This is a genomic window from Winogradskyella algicola, from assembly GCF_005869935.1.
In the GTDB taxonomy this organism is placed as follows: Bacteria; Bacteroidota; Bacteroidia; order Flavobacteriales; family Flavobacteriaceae; genus Winogradskyella; species Winogradskyella algicola.
The window spans coordinates 85,262-104,487 of sequence record NZ_SZQF01000008.1 but is presented as its reverse complement, the minus strand read 5'-3'; the positions used below and the strand labels follow the sequence as shown (position 1 = coordinate 104,487).

Annotated in this window: 13 protein-coding genes; 1 reads left to right on the top strand and 12 read right to left on the bottom strand. The window is 33.1% G+C overall.

Translation table 11 applies throughout. The features are described from left to right. Window positions 1-31: 31 nt before the first annotated feature. Window positions 32-1,936: a membrane protein insertase YidC gene (gene yidC / locus FC091_RS12620; protein ID WP_138434626.1), complete on the bottom strand. Its 1,905-nt coding sequence runs from the start codon at window positions 1,934-1,936 to the stop codon at window positions 32-34. Between the two features lie 177 nt (window positions 1,937-2,113). Then, entirely contained in the window at window positions 2,114-3,745 is a 1,632-nt protein-coding gene (locus FC091_RS12615) for a CTP synthase (RefSeq protein WP_138434625.1), read from the bottom strand. Window positions 3,746-3,974: 229 nt separating this feature from the next. Between FC091_RS12615 and FC091_RS12610 the strand changes: the two genes are divergently transcribed. Next, entirely contained in the window at window positions 3,975-4,460 is a 486-nt protein-coding gene (locus FC091_RS12610; protein ID WP_138434624.1) for a hypothetical protein, read from the top strand. Here the strand turns inward: FC091_RS12610 and FC091_RS12605 are convergent, their stop codons facing one another. From FC091_RS12605 to FC091_RS12560, 10 genes are all read right to left on the bottom strand, one after another. Beyond that, window positions 4,461-4,688 carry a DUF3820 family protein gene (locus FC091_RS12605; RefSeq protein ID WP_138434623.1) on the bottom strand — a complete coding sequence of 76 codons (228 nt, stop codon included), beginning with the start codon at window positions 4,686-4,688 and terminating at the stop codon, window positions 4,461-4,463. A 105-nt stretch (window positions 4,689-4,793) separates the two neighbouring features. Beyond that, window positions 4,794-5,333 carry a DUF922 domain-containing protein gene (locus FC091_RS12600; RefSeq protein WP_138434622.1) on the bottom strand — a complete coding sequence of 180 codons (540 nt, stop codon included), beginning with the start codon at window positions 5,331-5,333 and terminating at the stop codon, window positions 4,794-4,796. Next, on the bottom strand, window positions 5,334-5,735 hold the full coding sequence (locus FC091_RS12595; protein ID WP_138434621.1) for an OsmC family protein: 402 nt from the start codon (window positions 5,733-5,735) through the stop codon (window positions 5,334-5,336). A 2-nt stretch (window positions 5,736-5,737) separates the two neighbouring features. Next, complete coding sequence (locus tag FC091_RS12590) at window positions 5,738-7,642, bottom strand: LysM peptidoglycan-binding domain-containing protein (protein ID WP_138434620.1); 1,905 nt, start codon at window positions 7,640-7,642, stop codon at window positions 5,738-5,740. Between the two features lie 59 nt (window positions 7,643-7,701). Further along, window positions 7,702-9,237: a glutamine-hydrolyzing GMP synthase gene (guaA, locus tag FC091_RS12585; protein ID WP_138434619.1), complete on the bottom strand. Its 1,536-nt coding sequence runs from the start codon at window positions 9,235-9,237 to the stop codon at window positions 7,702-7,704. Between the two features lie 73 nt (window positions 9,238-9,310). Continuing rightward, entirely contained in the window at window positions 9,311-10,012 is a 702-nt protein-coding gene (locus FC091_RS12580) for a hypothetical protein (protein ID WP_138434618.1), read from the bottom strand. Next, window positions 10,009-15,681, bottom strand: a complete 5,673-nt coding sequence (locus FC091_RS12575; RefSeq protein WP_138434617.1) for a T9SS type A sorting domain-containing protein — start codon at window positions 15,679-15,681, stop codon at window positions 10,009-10,011. Before FC091_RS12575 ends, FC091_RS12580 begins: the two co-directional genes overlap by 4 nt. Window positions 15,682-15,716: 35 nt before the next feature. After that, window positions 15,717-17,879, bottom strand: coding sequence for a hypothetical protein (locus FC091_RS12570; RefSeq protein WP_138434616.1), 2,163 nt, complete (start codon window positions 17,877-17,879; stop codon window positions 15,717-15,719). Between the two features lie 18 nt (window positions 17,880-17,897). Beyond that, entirely contained in the window at window positions 17,898-18,407 is a 510-nt protein-coding gene (locus FC091_RS12565) for a T9SS type A sorting domain-containing protein (protein ID WP_138434615.1), read from the bottom strand. A 129-nt stretch (window positions 18,408-18,536) separates the two neighbouring features. Next, window positions 18,537-19,184: an outer membrane beta-barrel protein gene (locus FC091_RS12560; protein WP_138434614.1), complete on the bottom strand. Its 648-nt coding sequence runs from the start codon at window positions 19,182-19,184 to the stop codon at window positions 18,537-18,539. Between the last annotated feature and the right edge of the window lie 42 nt (window positions 19,185-19,226).

Genomic DNA, 19,226 nt, shown 5'->3' with positions numbered 1-19,226 from the left:
AAACCAGATAAATTTATCTGGTTTTTTTGTTTTACTTTTTTCTTTTTTGTTGTGCTTGCTTTTGCTGCTCAGCTTGCTCCATCATCTCTTTCATTTTACGTTGAAAACGATTTTCTTTCTTAGGCTTACTCTTGCTTACTTCTATTTTAGCCAACACCTTATCTTCATCAATAATATAGTTTTTAATTACCAACATAATACCGATACTAATTAGGTTAGAAATGAAGTAATATAAACTTAAACCAGAAGCATAGTTATTAAAGAAGATCAGCATTAATAATGGTGAGAAGTAAATCATATACTTCATCATTTTACTCATATCTGGCATACCTTCTTGTGGTGGTGCTTGCATTGCTGTCTGCTGACCTGTTGTCATTTTCATATAGAAGAAAATAGCAATAGCTGCTAATATTGGGAACAGGGCTACGTGATCTCCATAAAATGGTATATTAAAAGGTAAATCTGCAATGGAATCATATGAACTCAAATCGTCTGCCCAAAGGAAGCTTTTTTGCCTTAAATCGAAAGCTGTTGGGAAGAACATAAACAGCGCATAGAACACAGGAATTTGCATTAAACCAGGCAGACAGCCACTAAGCGGACTAGCACCAGCTTTGCTCTGTAATGCCATAGTTTCTTGTTGTGCCTTTAACTTATTGTCTTTATATTTTTCTCTTATAGCATCTAGCTCTGGCTTTAATATTTTCATCTTTGCCTGAGATAAGAACTGTTTGTACTGTACAAAAGACAGCATAAGTTTTACTAAAACCGTCATTACAATTATTGCAATACCATAAGGTAAGATACTACTTAACCAACCAAATAACGGGATGAATAATGCTTTGTTTATCCAACCAAAAATTCCCCAACCGAAAGGAATACTTTCCTCTAAACTCTTGTCGTATGCTTTTAAAACTTTAGCATCTGTAGGCCCATAGTATAAACCTAGATTTTTATTTACCTCACCTCCATTATAGGCTAATGGTATTTTTGAAGTATATAGTTTGGTAAATAAGGTATCTACTTCTTCATCTTCAACTAAATTTTCAGAGGTGAGCTCTGCTTTTGAAAACGGATTGTCTTTTGCTACCAATATAGAGCTAAAGAAATGTTGTCTGTACGATAACCACTCAACATCCTCAACTGTTTCGTCATCGTCGCCCATTTGAGATAACTTTTCTACACGATCATCATCGTGCATATAGGTTAATCTTGTGTAACGGTTTTCGTAGCTAATACTCTTAGCATGTCTAATACCTTTTTGCTTCCAATCTAATGTAATTGGTTGCGATGTGTTAAACTCTCCGTTTAAACCTTGTGACTTGATTGAAAAATCAATCATGTAATCATCTGGTTTTAACTCGTATCTATACTCTAAATATTCTGTTTCAGAAAACTTGAGTTTCATAGACACAATAGTATTTTCACCACTCTTGCTTACACTTGGTTGAAATGGGTAATCTTTTGTATTACGTATACGATTATCTGACGTACCAAATGTAATATTAAAGGCACTGTTTTGGTCTTTAACCATATATATTGGCATTGAGTCGAAGGTTACAAACTTTTTAAGTTTTACTTCAGCCAAATGGCCTCCCATTCTGTTAAACTTTAACTGAAACACATCAGTTTCTACAGTTGTAAAGTCTTCACCTGGTACTGTCAAGGCATAAGCTAAAGATCCTTCTTTGCTTTGAAGTGATGCTAATTGCGTAGAATCTAAATCTTTTGTATTGCTATAATCCGATGCAGTTGTTACAACAGCTTCATTTTGTTCACTGTTCTTCTTCTCTGCTTCTACTTGCTCTTGCTCTGCTTTTTTCTGAGCTTCAATCTCTTCTTCAGTTGGTGCGTTCTGGTACATCATGTACACCAAAATCCCAAAAATGAGAACAAAACCAATGATTGAGTTAATATCGAGTTTCTTTTCTTCCATAATTTAGTTCGTACGCTACGATTGAATGATTACTATTTTGGCTATCCCAAAAAGTTGTCCAAAATTCATTTTACGCCAAAGTGGCATATTATTTCATGCGATGGTTATTATTGTTTTTATATTGTGGCATATAAACTTTGAGGTTTAAAACTAATCTCTGCTCTTTAAGGCTAAAGATTATTTTAAACTTGTCGGTTTCTTCTTCTTGTATTTTAAAGCTGCTTTTACAAATTCCACAAACAAAGGATGTGGATTAGCAACTGTACTTTTATATTCCGGATGGTATTGTACACCAACAAACCAATTGTGTTCTGGTATTTCAATGATTTCTACAAGTCCAGTATCTGGATTTAATCCTGTAGCTTTCATTCCTGCAGCTTCAATCTGCTCTTTATAATCGTCATTAAATTCAAAACGATGCCTATGACGTTCTTTTATACTTGTTTTACTATAAACTTTATGTGCTATACTCCCTTCTACAATATCACAATCCCAAGCACCTAAACGCATTGTACCGCCTTTATTAATGACATCTTTTTGAGATTCCATAAGGTTAATTACAGGATGCGGTGTATGCTCATCCATCTCTAAAGAGTTAGCATTGTTTAGATTAAGAACGTTTCTGGCATATTCTATAACTGCCATTTGCATCCCTAAACAAATCCCTAAAAATGGAATATTGTTTTCTCTTACAAATTTAACTGCATCAATTTTTCCTTCTATTCCACGCTCTCCAAAACCAGGTGCTACTAATACACCATCTAAATGACCAAGCTTGAAATCTATATTATCTTCATTTAAAAACTCTGAATGAATTGGCTCTACATTAACCTTTACTTCATTCTCTGCTCCTGCATGAATAAAGGCTTCTAAGATTGATTTATAGGAATCTTGAAGTTCTACATATTTACCAATTAAACCAATAGTAACTTCGCTTTTCGGATTTTTATGGCGCTTTAAAAACTCGTTCCAACGTTCTAGGTTTGGTGTATCACTTTTAAGATCCAGTTTTTGTAAAACAACCTTGTCCAAACCTTCGTCTAACATTAAATTGGGTACGTCATAAATGGTTGAAGCATCAATAGACTGAATGACAGCTTCTTTTTTTACATTACAAAAACGTGCTAATTTTTCCTTTAAGCCTTCTTGTAATTCGTGCTCTGTTCTACACACTAAAATATCAGCATGCACACCACTTTCCATTAAAGTCTTTACACTGTGCTGTGTTGGTTTTGTTTTTAATTCGCCAGCAGCAGACAAATAAGGTATTAACGTTAAGTGAATAACTAAAGCATTATGCTCACCTAATTCCCATTGTAACTGACGTACAGCTTCAATGTAAGGTAAAGATTCTATATCACCTACCGTACCTCCAATTTCTGTAATCACAATATCATAATCGCCTGAGTTACCAAGAATTTGGATTCTATGCTTAATTTCATCTGTAATATGAGGAATCACCTGAACTGTTTTTCCCAAAAACTCACCGCGACGCTCCTTGTCTATAACACTTTGGTAAATTCTTCCTGTTGTTACATTATTGGCTTGCGATGTGGCTACATTAAGGAAACGTTCGTAATGTCCAAGATCTAAATCGGTTTCTGCACCATCATCTGTAACATAGCATTCACCATGTTCATAGGGATTTAATGTGCCTGGATCTATGTTAATATACGGATCTAACTTTTGGATGGTAGTTCTGTAACCTTGGGCTTGTAATAATTTGGCAAGAGATGCCGCGATAATGCCTTTTCCTAGTGAGGAAGACACTCCGCCTGTTACAAAAATATACTTAGGGTTTGTGGTCATGTTACGTTGTTAAACGCAGGCAAATTTACAATAAAAATTCGCTTAAGAGCAATTATAAAGTTGCAATCTCAAAATAAGTTTTATCCATTTATAAACACCTTATATGATACAAATCTGCCATTACTTGCATTTTCACGATTTTATTTTAAATACTTAAGTAAATATGAGACATTTGGTTAGCATCGTTAATTTTTAAAGATTCAAAATTCCCTAATCAACAGAACTAAAAATGACACCAAACAAACTCATTCTAAACATCCTATTTGGATTTCTTTTAATAGCTTCTGCTCAAGCTTTCATTGAGATTATCTTGGTGACTTACATGCATTATGGTCTTAATAATGATTTTAGGGAAATACATTTTAAGTACTATTCGCTTATTGTTGGCGTTGTTCTTGCTTTGTCGTTGGCAATTTTAGTTGTTGAATTATTTGTAAAAAAAAACAGGTCTAAAGATTTTAGTTTACCAAAACATTCCAAGCTTTGGTTTGTGGTTTTTATAACTGTATTGATCTTTATTCCTGTTGTTAACCGTATTTCAAACCAAAAATTCATGAGCATGTACAATGACTATGAATTAACAAGATACCTCAGCAATAGAAATGTGAATGAAATTTTTGAAAACGTAGATTTAAGCGTTTTGATTTCTAAATGGGTTTTGATTGTGGCACTTTTTATTTCCGCAGCTTATTATTATAAAAAAGGAATAAAATAACTACTTTTTATAATCACGTTTAATGGTATAAATCAATTCTTCGAGACCATTGATTTTTATCTCGTGCATTTGAATCATCATTTTACCTAGTTTACCGTCCGGAAATCCTTTTTGCTTAAACCATGTATAATAATACTCTGGGATGTCAACCAAAAATTCACCTTTGTATTTTCCAAAAGGCATTCTATAATTTGCTAACTCTATTAATGCTTCTTTATTAGGCTCCATAACTATATCATTATTAAAAATAGATTCCTGCTTTCGCAGGAATGACAAAAGGCATTTTATAGTGTGCTAACTCAATTAAAGCTTCTTTACTTCCTTCCAAAGGTACTAGGATTTGAATGTGTCTAATTTTTTGAGCTCCTCTTTGATGTAGTTTTCCCAGTAATTTTGAGCATCAACATTTATGGAGTGATTGGTTTGCTGGTCGTATGTTTTTTGGGTTTTGTCTAGAGCCTCATTTATAGCCACATGAATTTGATTCATTTGAATCTTTATATTTTGATTAACAACTAAACGCTCTAACTGTTCCCTAAACTTTCGTACATATAACTCTGTAATATCAAAGTGCAATTGCTCGTGCGCAAGAATGTAATCATCTGCCTTTTCTGAGAGGTACCAAGACTTATTTGGATAAAAATGTGCTTCTACAGAGGTTGAATAATCAATAATACGTTTTCCTGTTGTTTTTACTGAGTATCCAAAAGTAATACCTGAAGCTGTTAAAGCCACTGCATCTGAATTTGGGTTTGGACTGCCTTTAAAATCTTCCCAAGTCAATTTATGTGTATCGTTCCATGTTATGGTTTCTTCATTAGAAGATGCAACGAACAAAAACAAAATTGAAATTATAAGATATTTAATTTGCATTTATTTCCAGTTAAACGTGATATCCTTTTCGATATCTGGATGTAAACTGTAATGCACAGGACAAGTATTTGCTGTATGCTCTAATATTTTTTTTGTTTTAGCATCTGCTTCAAACGGAAAATTAAGTACAACTTCTATTTTAGAAATTCGTCTTGGATTACTCGCCATAGTTTTAGTAACATCAGCTGTTGTTCCGGACATATCAACATCCATGTCTCTGGCTTTAATTCCCATAACCGTTAGCATACAACTTGCTAATCCTGTAGCAACAGTATCTGTAGGAGAAAACGCTTCTCCTTTGCCGTTATTGTCTACAGGTGCATCTGTTATGTAGCTGTTACCAGATTTTATATGCTCACTTTCTGTTCTAAGATTACCTATGTAAGTTACTTTTGAGGTCATAATTAATTGGCTTCGACAATTCTTAAATTATCATACTTTACTATATATATGGCTTCGTTAACATAACCGCCAAATAATGATTTATTGTACCTAAACTTGTTTTCTATGTATTCAGTTTCGATAAGGTCTTTTGAAGCTTCATATAAATTATCTTCTGTTGCCAAACGCAATAATATGTCTAATGTAATATCAAATCCTCTTGCCGCGTACTTACTTGGTGACACACCAAATTCTCTTTTATAAGCTTTTACAAAACCATTTGACTTGTACTCATCAAAGTTTTTATGAATAGAAGGATAATGGAATTTTAGGTTAGACAAATTATTATTATCAACATCCTTACCTTCAAATGCCTTATTTATATCTAGTGTAACTAAAACTATCTCAGTTTTATCAACGATTAGAGCATTAAGCATACTTATAACACTTGATGCGAAAGCATCATTATTAGTCTCCAAAAACACTATAGTCTTTCCTGGTTTAAAAACATTTTCTAACTGAACTGGATATATAAAATGTGCATCCTTACCTGTCTTTTTATCTTTTTGTGAATAAATCTGAGTTGCTGTAGGAAATTCTCTTTTAATCATTTCGCTAACGGCTTTGTGAGATTGGTCTGCAATTACTACTACTTTAGTTTTTAAACTGTCAGCCTTTACAAAGTCTATCATTGCTTTCTGCAATAATTTATCCTCAGGAATAGTTTGAAAAACGTTAGCATAAACTTCTTTAGGCTTATTTAATGCTGCTATTACTGGGACTCTATCGCCTTTTAAGCCATTTGCAACTCTATCAAAATTCTTTTCTTGTATTGGTCCTATTACCGCATCGTAATCTGAAAAATCATTATCAGCTAGTATCCTACTTACTGTTGAAGGTTGATATTCTGTATCAAATACTTTTAAATCTGTAGAAATACCAAGTTGTTTAGCAGAATCTAATGCCATCCTTACACCAACATGAAAATCTAAAACGGTAGACAACAGTTTATTTTTCTTTATCTCTTCTTTTGCTTCTTCTACAGAATCCACATCAATTCTATTAAGTCGGTAAGGTAGCATTAAAGCTAATTTCTTAACCTTAAAGTTTTTAATTTTTGACTCAAGATTAGTAGTTTCAACATCTGATAAACCCATAGCGGTTTCTGCAGTTGCTGGAATTTTTAAAACCATACCTGCCTTTAATCCACTCTCTTTTAGCTCAGGATTTAGGCCTTCTAACTCTTCTTGTGTAAGCCCTGTTTTTATTTTTAATCTGTAAAAGCCTTCTTTAGGCAATACTTCGTAGTAATTGTATTGAGACTCAATTGGCTTCTCGTCCTTGTCTTCAATATTTGGTACGTTGAGTTCATCTCCTGGTTGAAGGATAGGTTTCATATCAGGATTTAGAGCTTCTAGTTCTTCAACAGTAATTCCAAATTTATATGCAATTCTCCACTTCCCTTCTTTAGGCTGAACTTTATACTTTTTAACCGTATTTTTAAGGCTAACTTTTGAAATAAAAGTCTTGTATCTAGGTATTCTAATTTTATCACCCTTCTTAAGGTTTTCGGAATACAAAAAACGATTGGCTTTTTTTATTTCATCTTCTGAAACTCCATATTTTTTAGATAAGCCGTAGAGTGTCTCTTTTCGCTTTACTTTATGGTTTTTATAGCCTATTAACTCTTTTGATTCCTCATTAAAAGGTTCATTTTTAATTTTTGAATTTGGAATAATTAAAACCGTATTAGGTTGAAATTTAGTTTTTACATCAGGGTTTAATGCCAAAATATCAAAAGGTGTTACCAAGTACTTTTTTGCAATACTCTCAATCGTTTCGCCTTCTTTTATCTTATGTTCAATATAGTTTTGAGCATTAAGATTAAGACCTAAAATGATTACTATAACGGCTAATAATTTCTTCATGTATTTTGATTTACCTTATCCTGATTTTTAGAAACAAAATCAACGCTGTCGTCACTATTTTATTCCCATTCTATCGTTGCAGGTGGCTTAGAACTGATATCGTAAACAACTCTGTTAACCCCTTTTACTTTATTTATAATTTCATTTGAGGTCTTTTGCAGAAACTCATATGGTAAATTTACCCAGTCTGCCGTCATTCCATCTGTACTCTCAACAGCTCTTAATGCCACACATTTTTCATAAGTGCGCTCATCTCCCATTACACCAACACTATTAACTGGTAATAACATTGCTCCTGCTTGCCATACCTTATCGTATAAATTCCAAGAACGCAGGTTATTAATAAAAATAGCATCTACCTCTTGTAATATACGAACTTTCTCACGAGTTAGATCTCCAAGAATACGAATTGCCAATCCTGGACCAGGAAATGGATGACGACCTAATAGGTGCGAATCCATATTCATAGAAGCACCAACGCGTCTTACCTCATCTTTAAACAATGCCTTTAAAGGCTCAACAACTTTTAATTTCATAAAGTCTGGCAAACCACCAACATTATGATGGCTTTTTATAGTCGCGCTTGGTCCACCTGTTGCAGAAATACTTTCTATAACATCTGGATAAATGGTTCCTTGTGCCAGCCATTTTACATCTTGTATAAGATGCGCTTCATCATCAAAAACCTCAATGAACACACGACCAATGGTTTTACGTTTTTCCTCTGGGTCACTCTTACCAGCTAAGGCATCCAAAAAGCGTGCCGAAGCATCTACTCCTTTAACGTTTAATCCCATGCCTTCGTATTGATGCAATACATCTTCGAATTCATTTTTACGAAGTAAACCGTTATTCACAAATATGCAATACAGATTTTTACCTATAGCTTTATGCAACAGCATGGCAGCTACTGAAGAATCTACACCACCTGATAAACCTAATACAACTTTATCGTTACCAAGTTTTTCTTTAAGCTCTTCAACAGTTTCTTCCACAAATGCATTAGGTGTCCAATCTTGATTGACCTTAGCAATTTTTACTAAGAAATTTTGAAGTAATTGGTGTCCATCTGTTGAGTGATATACCTCTGGATGAAATTGGATAGCATACGTATCTTCGCCTTCAATTTTGAATGCTGCATTTTCTACATCTTCAGTACTTGCCAGTAAAACTCCTCCTTTTGGTAGTTTTTTAATGGTGTCACTATGGCTCATCCACACTTGGCTACCTTCATGAATGTTTTCGAAAAAATCTTCGTTAGGTTTTATAAAAGCCAGATTTGCTCTTCCATATTCTCTGGTGTTAGATTCCGCGACCTCACCACCTGAAAAATGTGCCAAATACTGCGCACCATAGCACACGGCTAACATTGGCTTTTTACCTCTAATTTTTGAAAGGTCTGGATGAAGTACATCTTCTCCTCTAACTGAATTTGGACTTCCTGATAAAATTACGGCCTTAAAGCTATCTGAATCTGAAGGAATTTTATTGAATGGATGAATCTCACAATAGATATTCAACTCTCTAACTCGGCGCGCAATAAGCTGCGTGTACTGCGATCCGAAATCTAAAATAAGGACTTTGTTGTGTTGCATGTGCAAAAATAACAAATGTGCTCACATTGAAGATTTGAGTTGTCAACTTTTTTAGATATTTTTTTAACAACAATTATTCTAAAATTCTAAACTGAAAAATGTTAGATTCAGAGGTGTTTCCTTCAGCATCTTTTGTTACAACTTTCCAATAATAAATGTTGTTTGGCGCTACAGCTACTGTCAGCTGATTTGCTGTAATATCATTCGTATTAAGTTCTGGTGGATTATTAGTAGAGACGTATACATCGTAACCAACAATATCATTCTCTACATCACTTCCTTCCCAGTGTAATACCACCGAATTAGCACTTGGGATATTTTGCGCCATCATTGGAGCTATTAAATCTGCTGGAAATGGTGGATATGTAACAATACCAGGACCTGCGTTATAAAAATTCCAAATAGCACTTACTTTAGCTTCATCTTGGTGATTATACTCCACAAACCACCTATACGCAACCGCTCGCTGAATAGTTATTGGCAATATAAAATCACTTGTCTCATATTGTGTTGTATTACCCGAAGATAAATTCTCTAAAGTAAGTGTATATGTTTCTGCATAACTATTTGGTTCCCATTCAAAAAACACGGTACTCTCTGTCTCCGTAATATTAGTGCCTTCATTACACAAATCATCCTGATGCGGAAAAACAAGATTAACTCCCGTTGGTAAATCTTGTCCATTTCCGTTGCCGTTTGGATTGCCATCATTGGTGGTGTCGCTACAAGACACAGTGAGTATTGTAACACAAATTATAAATACTATCTTTTTCATTTTTTAATGATTTTATAGGATGACACTCCAGATGTTGATCTGATTTTGAGTAAATACACTCCATCCCTAAGCTTGTCCGTATTGAGTGTCATATCAGTACCTTTGTTTTCCATGACTTTACTTAAAACCATCTGCCCTAAAGTATTGTAAACATTAATACTTATCTCATTCTCTTCTATACCGTTATACATCTTTATTTCATCTTGAAAGGGATTTGGGTATATTAGATATTGATTATCATAAAAGAATCGTTTTTCATAACTGCCCTGACAATCTAAATCTGTTTCTATTTTTAAAATGTTCTCACCTTGTTGTAATTGTAATTCTAAATTTGTGTTATGGGTAGTAAATCCTTCACCATTAAAATCGACGTTGTAAACATTACCACCAGACAAATCAACCTCAATTTTACCGTTCGAAGCTGGTCTACTGGCAAAAACTTCAATTGGATTTGGCTCTGTTATAACAATAGTGTAACAAGACTCATAGTTTGGCCATTCTTCTATAGTAATGCACATTTGGTAAGTGGCTGCCAAAAGATTAAAAATTTCTACATCGTTGGTAAAATCGTATTCTTGGTAAAAATCTTCACCTGTTGGTTCAATAATATCTTCACTAAAAAGCGATACTGTATAATTATATAACTCTTGTGCAATAATAGTTACTTTACCATTATTACTATTAAGACAGGTTTCGCCAGTTATGGTTACCGAGAAATTATCAACTGGTAAATTGATTACTTCACAACCAAATAAATCTACAGGTGCACCAAACGTTGTACTAGGACAAAGGTCATCTTCATTTGGTACTCCATCATTATCTGCATCTTCGCAAATAATTTGATAACTAGCTGAAGCATCCTTACTCCAATTATCGTAAGTACCATCTTCATTATTAATTACTGCCACAGGATCATCCACCAAAATACATCCTAAACTAGGGTTGTTTGTAGCATTAAAAATCTGTAGGTTTTCATTATTACCATTCTGAAGATTGAGTTGATCACCAGCCAAAGCGTTAGATTGACAAAACAAGATATTTAGGTTTGGATTCTGTGTAAGATCTAAACTACTTAACATATTGAATGCACAGTTAAAATCTTCTAAACCAAATAATGTAGATACTTCTACCTCTGTAATAGAATTATTAGATATATCGAGGTTGATTAGACTCGTATTGCCACTAACATTAAGTTGTGAAAGATTATTATTTGAAACATTTAAAGTTGTGAGGTTTGGTAAGACCGAAATATCTATTTCATCTAATAAATTATCTGAAGCGTCAAGACTAGCCAATAACACATTATTACTAAAATCAACAGCTTCAATAAGATTGTCTTCAATATCTAAACTCAGCAAACCAATAAAATCTTCAATTCCTGTTAGGTCTGATATTTCTCTTGAGCTTATATTTAAAAATTCAATTTCTTCTATAGCTTCTGTGGTAACATAATCATCTAGTGGTCCAGAATCGTATCCAAAATCTATTAAAGCTTGTTCAAAATTATCGTCTGGCACATAAGTTTCACCAAAGAAACATTCTATTGCCAACTGCGTTGTAGTATCTATAGTCCAAGTTGCACCAACTGGTATTGCACCTGTATCTGTTTCTATACAAGTAAGATTAGGGTTGTTTTGCGCATTTAGATTTAATAAGATTGCATTTTGAGTGTTTCTTACATTAAGCGTTTCCAATACATTGGACTGACAACTAAGACTTGTTAGCGCTTGATTTTGCTGAAAATCTAAATCTAGTATAGCATTATCATCGCAATTAAAAACCTGAAGTGTTAGCACTTCACTTGGAAGAAAATCAGTAAAATCATTCGATGCAATATTTAAGTCTGTAAGGTTTGTATTATTGTTTAAATCTAGATTGCTAATTGTATTATTTGAGCAATTTAAATTTACTAAAGCTGTATTACTCATTACATCTAAACTTGATAGTTGATTGTTAGAACAATCTAGAACTAACAAATTAGTATTAGAGCTTAAATCTATTTCTGAAATGGTATTAGACGAACAGTTAAAATTTTCTAAAGCTAAAAAGTCTTCTAGTCCAGTTAACTCTGCAATATTGTTACCGCTTACATCTAAGGCTAAAACACCTTCAATATTTGCAGTAAGCACATAGTCGTTTAAAGGTCCTGAATCGTACCCTAAGTCTATGAGTGCTTGCTCAAAATTATCATCTGGCACATAGGTTTCGCCAAAGTTACAATCTTCGCTATAAGATGTTGCTTCATCTTTTATCCATCCTGCAGGAACATTATTAACATCATCTACTTGTATACATTCTAGATTAGGATTATTAGATGCGCTAAAGTTTACAACATCTTGATTGATTCCGTTTTGAATATTGATAAAACTAAATAGATTATTGGATACATTTATAGCAATACTCTCTGGACAAAATTCAGTTTGATTTGTCTGAAAAACACAAGCCGAAACAGCAATTGTAGTTAAATCTAAATCATTTTCGAGTTGATTGTTACTTAAATTTAATGTTTTTAGTAAGCTTAAATCTGTGCCCAAATTTACACTCGTTAACATATTGGCACTGGCATCAACTTCTATTAGATTAGTATTGTTATTTAAGTCTAAGGTGCTTAATTGGTTTCCAGAACACTTTATAGATTTAAGTAATGTATTTGAGCTTAAATCGAGATTTACAATTTCATTAAAAGCACAGTTTAAAAACTCTAATTGCGTATTAGCATTACTATTAAGTGTCGTTAAATTATTTTGCGATAATAAAGCCTCAACCAAGTTAACATTACTTGTTAGATCTACATCAGAAACTTGGTTGTTACCTATTGATAAAAACTCTAATGAAGTGTTATTGGTAGTGTTAAGTTGTGTTAATTCATTAGATGCACAATTTAACCTTACCAATTCTAAATAATTATCAACCCATAAATTCTGTAGGTTATTATTAACACAGCTTAGACTTATTAATGTATTGTTATTTACTGTTACTGTTTGCAAATTATTTAATGCATTACTATCACAATTAAGGCTTTCTAAAACCGTATTACTACTAATATCTAAATCTGATAAGTTGTTATTAGAACAGTTTAACTCTCTCAATACAATATTGCCAGAAACATTGAGCATTTCTAAGTTATTATCGGCACAGTCTAATAATTGTAAATTGACGTTCTGTGAAGTATCAAGATTATTTAGATTGTTGTTTGCGCAATAGAGTTCTACTAAATTTAAAGTACCTGTAGTATTGAGCAACCCATTTGCATCATTAATATCATTGGTAAGTAAATAATTAGAACTACAGTTTAAACGCTCTAAATTTATCATATCGCTAAGATCTAAAGCATCTAAAAAATTCCCACTACAATCTAACTCAATCAAAGATTGAAAATCTTGTATTCCTGTAAGATCTGAAATTCCGTTGTCACTAACATCTATAGTTTGTATATGCTCTATGTTAGCAGTTAGTACTTGCCCATCAATAACATCATCATATCCAAAATCGATTAAGGCTTGTTCAAAAAAAGTATCAGGTATCAGTGTAATTCTATTGTTAAAGCAGTCTCCATCGTAGACCGTAAAATCATCTTTTTGCCAGTTTGCAGGAATATTACCAACAACAGCATCATCTATATTTATACAGAATAAATAGGGATTTATTGTAGTATTAAACACTACTAGCGAAGCGTTATTACCATTTTCGATATTTAAAGTTCTTAGGGAATTGTTACTACAAAGGACTGAAGTTAAAGCAATATTGACTGTGAGGTCTAAAGCTTCTATCTGGTTAATAGAACAATCTAAAATTTGTAGTGCAGTATTATTACTCAAATCTAGACTGATAAGGCTATTGTTAGAACAATTTAAATCTTGTAGAGCGACAAAATCTTCAATTCCGGTTAAGTCTTCAATCGCCAAACTAGACACATCTAAAATCGTTACACCACTAACATCTGCAGTTGGCACAAAGTTGTTTAGTGTCCCATCAGAATCTATACCTTGGTCTATAAGTGCTTGCTCAAAGTTATCATCTGGCACATAAGTTCCGCAATCTAAATTATAAGTAGCTATTGCATCTTTTTGCCAACCTACTGCTGCATTTGCAAAAGCAACATCATCAACTTTTATACAGAATAAATTGGGATTATTTGTTGCATTAAAATTGGTGATTACATTGTTATTACCATTGTTAATATTTAGAGCAAATAAGTTATTGTTGTTACACAACAGACTTGTTAATGCAGTATTAAAGCTAACATTCAAATTTTCCATCTCATTCATGGAACAGTCTAAATCAGTTAACAACAAATTGTTGCTTGAATCCAAAGCAGTCAATGCATTACCAGAACAATTCAGTACCGTTAAAGCTGTATTCGTTTCTATATTGAGTTCTTCAACTGAATTCCCTGAACAATTAACTGTAACCAAAGACGTATTTACACTTAAGTCTAAAGCTGATAAATTGTTATTTGATATATCTATTTCTTGCAATGTTAGATTATTAGAAATGTCAATAGTTTCGATTGTATTATTATTACAATCTAAAACTTCGAGTGCAGTAAAATCTTCTATACCTATTAAGCTCGTTATAGAAGCATTAGAAATATTTAAATCGATAACTGTTTCAATATTTGCGGTGAGCACTAGATTATCTAACACATCATCGTAACCAAGATTAATTAGTGCTTGCTCAAAATTATCATCTGGCACATAGGTGTAAATATCTACACAATTAGCATCTGTAAAGTAGGTCCAATCGTCTTTTACCCATCCGTTTGGTATAAAACCATTGTCTATTTGTATACAGAATAAATTAGGATTGTTTGAAGCATCGAAAATTGAAACCAAATCATTAAATCCATTAGCTACAACCAATGATGACAATTGATTTCGGGATACGTTAATTGATGAAAAACCTTGACAAACCGTTACAGGATCTGTTTGAGGATCTGGGCAAACCACAGAGTTAATAGCGCTTAAATCTAAGTTAGTTAAAGCATTATCAGAAACATCAAGATTTCTTAACAGCGCATTTGCCGAAAGGTCTAGCATCGTAATTCGGTTTGATGCGCAAAACAGACTTTCTAAATTTGCATTATTACTTACTGTTAACTCACCTGCTATTCTATTATTAGACACATTTAACAATGATAACTCTGTATTAGCAGAAACATCAATACTTTGTAACTGATTACCAGAAACAGTAAGACTCTTTAAAGCTGTATTATTTGCTAGTACTAAATTTTGAATTTGGTTATCAGAACAGTTTAAGAATTCTAAATTTAGGTTGCTATCAACTACTAAATCAGTAAGACTGTTAGAGCCACAGATTAATGACACTAAATTGGTATTGTTTGAAACATCTAAAAAAGACAGGTCATTATTACTGCAAAGTAAATTTTCTAAATCTATAAAAGCTTCAATACCAGTAAGATCTTCAATATCTAAATTACTAACATCAAGAAGCACAACGGTATTGATTCTATTAGTAAAAACCAATCCATTATTACTAATACCATCTCCCATGCTTGCATCATCACCAACTGCAACTTCAGTTCCATCTGCCGTATGTGTTTCTAAGTAATTCTCAAAGTTTGCATCTGGTATAACAGTTGTCTGTGCAATCAAACCAGACCATAAAACAATTGATAAGAATGACGTTATTAAAACCAGTTTTTTCATAATGTTTTAGTTTTCAACTACAACTACATTGAGTTTTAATGTCTTCCTTTGATATCAATCTCTTGATGAAAGTGAATTTGCTTGCTTAATTCTTCTTGAATCATATTGAAAAACTTTGTTTTAAATTCCTCATCTGTTTTAAGCTTGTTTAAAGCCTCAACTAATTTTTCGTTTTCGCCATTTTTATTAGAGTTAAGTATCATCTGCTCAGCAAGGATTAATCCTTTTTCAAAATCGTCTCTTGTAATTTCGTGGTATATAATATCGCTTTCTGGAGATTCAATGACTTCATATTTAGAATGGCTCTCTTTTTCATTTTCCACTATTTGTCCTGTGTATGTTCCATTTTCAACATTATTTATTCTATCTAAAATGCTTTCTATTTGACCTTTTAAATAAGTGATTTCTTTTGCTTGCTGATCTACTTTATCTTCTAATCTTTGAATAATAAATTGACTATCATTTCTATTAACACCTACAGCTGTGTTAATTAATCGCATTCCCATAGGATCATTACTCTCTGCCCATGCAACACCTACAATATTTTTAAGTTGACTAGATGAGATATACTCTGGCTTAATTGCCATACCAATACCGTCATTTTTACCACTAGGTATTATATAATCGCCAATATTAACCTTACCAAACACTTTTACTGGCACTTGTCCCATAAAGGCTACTTTTTCGTATTCAGATTCTCGGTTAGGTTCTGGCATATTTCCAAGAACAATCGGCTTATAGGATACCACCATCATTCTATCAGCACCTAAAAGATTCTTAGTAATCTTCCCACCTTTTACACCAACTATATCACCAAAGACCATTTTTTCGTTTAAATCTTCTCTTAATAAATATTCGGCATAATCACCTGCTCCAGAAGCATAGGTCACTCCTTCTAGCATTGCTTTATAATCTTGATAATAATTGAGGTTTCCTTGTGTAATGCCAATCCCAACACCAGCAACTACAATCTGAAGACCAGCAACAATAGATTGAGCTGTACTACCAATTATCCAAGATGGTATAGGAGCTGTAACACAAGCACCAAAGCCAACACAACCAGTAGATGATGTAGATGCAATACCTATTGTACCTAAAGACTTAGCAAATTCATAAGCTGCAACACCTGTGTCGAAAATAGCATCGTAGGAATCATACTCTAGCGTCTCTAGACCAAATTGATAATCGGCATTATTTACAAAGTCTTCTACACGCTCACCTTCAATTCTTCCCCAAGACTGATCACTTAAATCATCAAAAAAGGTGATGAAATTTGTGGTGTTATCTCTTCCTCCATTAACCTTTATAGCTAATCCTTGTCGACCACCTTCAATAAGCATTACATGGTGATTTATATTAGTGTCTAACTGAAAATTATCTTGAAATATTCTATTTACTCTAACCTGAGATTGCGTATTAACATATAGTCCTCCTTGAAGCGTCGTAGAATCAGTAACTTTTAAGGTTTCTGCAACCAAATCACCAAAAGCTGCTTCGCCGTTAACTGTAAGTGTATTTAACGTGGTGTGCCCACTTAATACATCTAAATCATCGTTAAGATTAGTTAAACCATCTACATTTAGCGTACCTGTTAGATTTGTTGGACTTGTATTGTTAACCGTAAGCGCACCATTAAGGTTTGTTTCACCATCTACAGTTAAGTCACCACCTAATATTGAATTATTATCATAAACCGTAAAAGAGCTGAATAAATTTGTTGGACCATGAACTTCTAGTTCTCCATTTAAATACGTTCGGTCATCGACAGTTAAAGTTCCTGTTGCTGTTATGTTTCTATGATAAGCAAATGGTAAAAATGTTAAACGCTCTCTGCTCATTTCTTCAAAATTACTTCCAGCTTCAAAATCGATTTCTACCTTTAAATCTTTTGGTGTACCATCCCAATTTATTTCTTTAAAGTAATCGTGTTCAGCTTCACCAATTAAAAGATTAATTCTTCCAAAATCATCAGTTTCTGTGACTTGAACTTCTTCAAATTCTACTTGATTTCCACTATCGTAGATTGTAAATCTTATGGTAATAGTGGTATTTGGTAAATAATTACCTTCAGCATCTACTCCTGGTAATTCTAAATCATCAGGACCAATAATTACAGCTTGATAAGTAATACCATCAGTCTGTGCAACAGCCTGAAAAACAGCACAAACAAAAAATGTTAGGGTAAGTATTTTTTTCATAATTGGAGGTTTTTGGTTTTAAATCTTTATAAGTTTTGTATTGAAGTATTTTTCACCAGATGAGACTTTTAAAAAATAAGTCCCTGTTGAAATATCTTCTATTTGTAATTCAATTCGTTGTGCAGGAAGGAAGACTTTAGTGTAAATAGCTCTTGATTTTACATCAAAAATTCTTACAGAGATATCACGCTGCACAAAATCGCTAAAGCTTACGAAAAGCATTTGGCTAAAAGGGTTGGGATATACTTTAGCTCTTAGCTCAAGAGTTAAATCTTTAACCGCTTTAAGCTTACTTGTGGGTTGTTGATACCCTTGCCTTAAATAATAACCGTTATTATAATAAGTACCTATAACACTAGACTGACCGATACTTTGGCTCACTTTATAATTTCCATTGGCAGTTTGTATTGTTTGTGATGAGCCACTACTTCCTAGATTTGAACTTTTAATTCTATATCGACCATTGTCTTGAGCAAATGAAATCTGAATTAAACCTACAAGCAATAAAAGTTGGATGTAATTTTTCATTTTTGGTGTTAGTTTATTTATGTTTATAGCCTATTTGATTTTCAAATAAGTCAAAAATTATATCAAATACTTTATAGTTTCGGAAAATGATTTTTGTGTCCACCATTTGTCCCCTCTAATTCAATTTTTCTAATGACTGCAGTAACATTTTGGTAGATTTATTATAAAACCTAAACCAAATTGGTGTGCATTTAATTTTAGCTTTTCGGCATTTTCATCACTATTAATCAACACTGATTTTCCATAACTATAGCCAACAAAAATTGCTGTACTTCTGGATATAGGATATTGCATTTCTATACCTCCTCTAAAGAATAGGATGTTATTATTGAACTCATCTTCACCAACCAGATTAAAGACATTATTGTTAATAGTTTGTGTTCCTCTAATTAAAAACTCTGAGGCTATTGATGCATTAGCCAAAAATGTTAGATCTCTTAGCTCAAAAAGTTTAACTCCCAGTCCGGCTTTCAAACCCAAATAGCTGACATCCCATTCAAAATAATTATCTACGCTACTTTCGCTGCCTATGGCGCCATAATTATTGTATGAAGCGCCTAAGGATAAAAACAAGGTATTGCCAGCATTAATTTTTTGGCGATAACCCATGCCATAGTATGTTTTTGATTTCGACAACAAATTATCGAGTGGCCGTCCTTGGGAATTTTCATAATCAAAAGAAGAGACCACTGTACCGAACTCAAAATATAATTGCTGGCAAAAACTCGAAAGGCTAACGAGCAAAGCAATGGCTAGAGTGATAAAATTTTTAGTCATGAGACCAGTTTTGTTGAAACAATATTAGATAAAAAACAGTCT

Excerpts from the sequence above, each read along its gene's own strand:
- yidC (WP_138434626.1), bottom strand. The coding sequence starts at position 1,936 with ATGGAAGAAAAGAAACTCGATATTAACTCAATCATTGGTTTTGTTCTC.
- FC091_RS12615 (WP_138434625.1), bottom strand. The coding sequence starts at position 3,745 with ATGACCACAAACCCTAAGTATATTTTTGTAACAGGCGGAGTGTCTTCC.
- FC091_RS12610 (WP_138434624.1), top strand. The coding sequence starts at position 3,975 with ATGACACCAAACAAACTCATTCTAAACATCCTATTTGGATTTCTTTTA.
- FC091_RS12605 (WP_138434623.1), bottom strand. The coding sequence starts at position 4,688 with ATGGAGCCTAATAAAGAAGCATTAATAGAGTTAGCAAATTATAGAATG.
- FC091_RS12600 (WP_138434622.1), bottom strand. The coding sequence starts at position 5,333 with ATGCAAATTAAATATCTTATAATTTCAATTTTGTTTTTGTTCGTTGCA.
- FC091_RS12595 (WP_138434621.1), bottom strand. The coding sequence starts at position 5,735 with ATGACCTCAAAAGTAACTTACATAGGTAATCTTAGAACAGAAAGTGAG.
- FC091_RS12590 (WP_138434620.1), bottom strand. The coding sequence starts at position 7,642 with ATGAAGAAATTATTAGCCGTTATAGTAATCATTTTAGGTCTTAATCTT.
- guaA (WP_138434619.1), bottom strand. The coding sequence starts at position 9,237 with ATGCAACACAACAAAGTCCTTATTTTAGATTTCGGATCGCAGTACACG.
- FC091_RS12580 (WP_138434618.1), bottom strand. The coding sequence starts at position 10,012 with ATGAAAAAGATAGTATTTATAATTTGTGTTACAATACTCACTGTGTCT.
- FC091_RS12575 (WP_138434617.1), bottom strand. The coding sequence starts at position 15,681 with ATGAAAAAACTGGTTTTAATAACGTCATTCTTATCAATTGTTTTATGG.
- FC091_RS12570 (WP_138434616.1), bottom strand. The coding sequence starts at position 17,879 with ATGAAAAAAATACTTACCCTAACATTTTTTGTTTGTGCTGTTTTTCAG.
- FC091_RS12565 (WP_138434615.1), bottom strand. The coding sequence starts at position 18,407 with ATGAAAAATTACATCCAACTTTTATTGCTTGTAGGTTTAATTCAGATT.
- FC091_RS12560 (WP_138434614.1), bottom strand. The coding sequence starts at position 19,184 with ATGACTAAAAATTTTATCACTCTAGCCATTGCTTTGCTCGTTAGCCTT.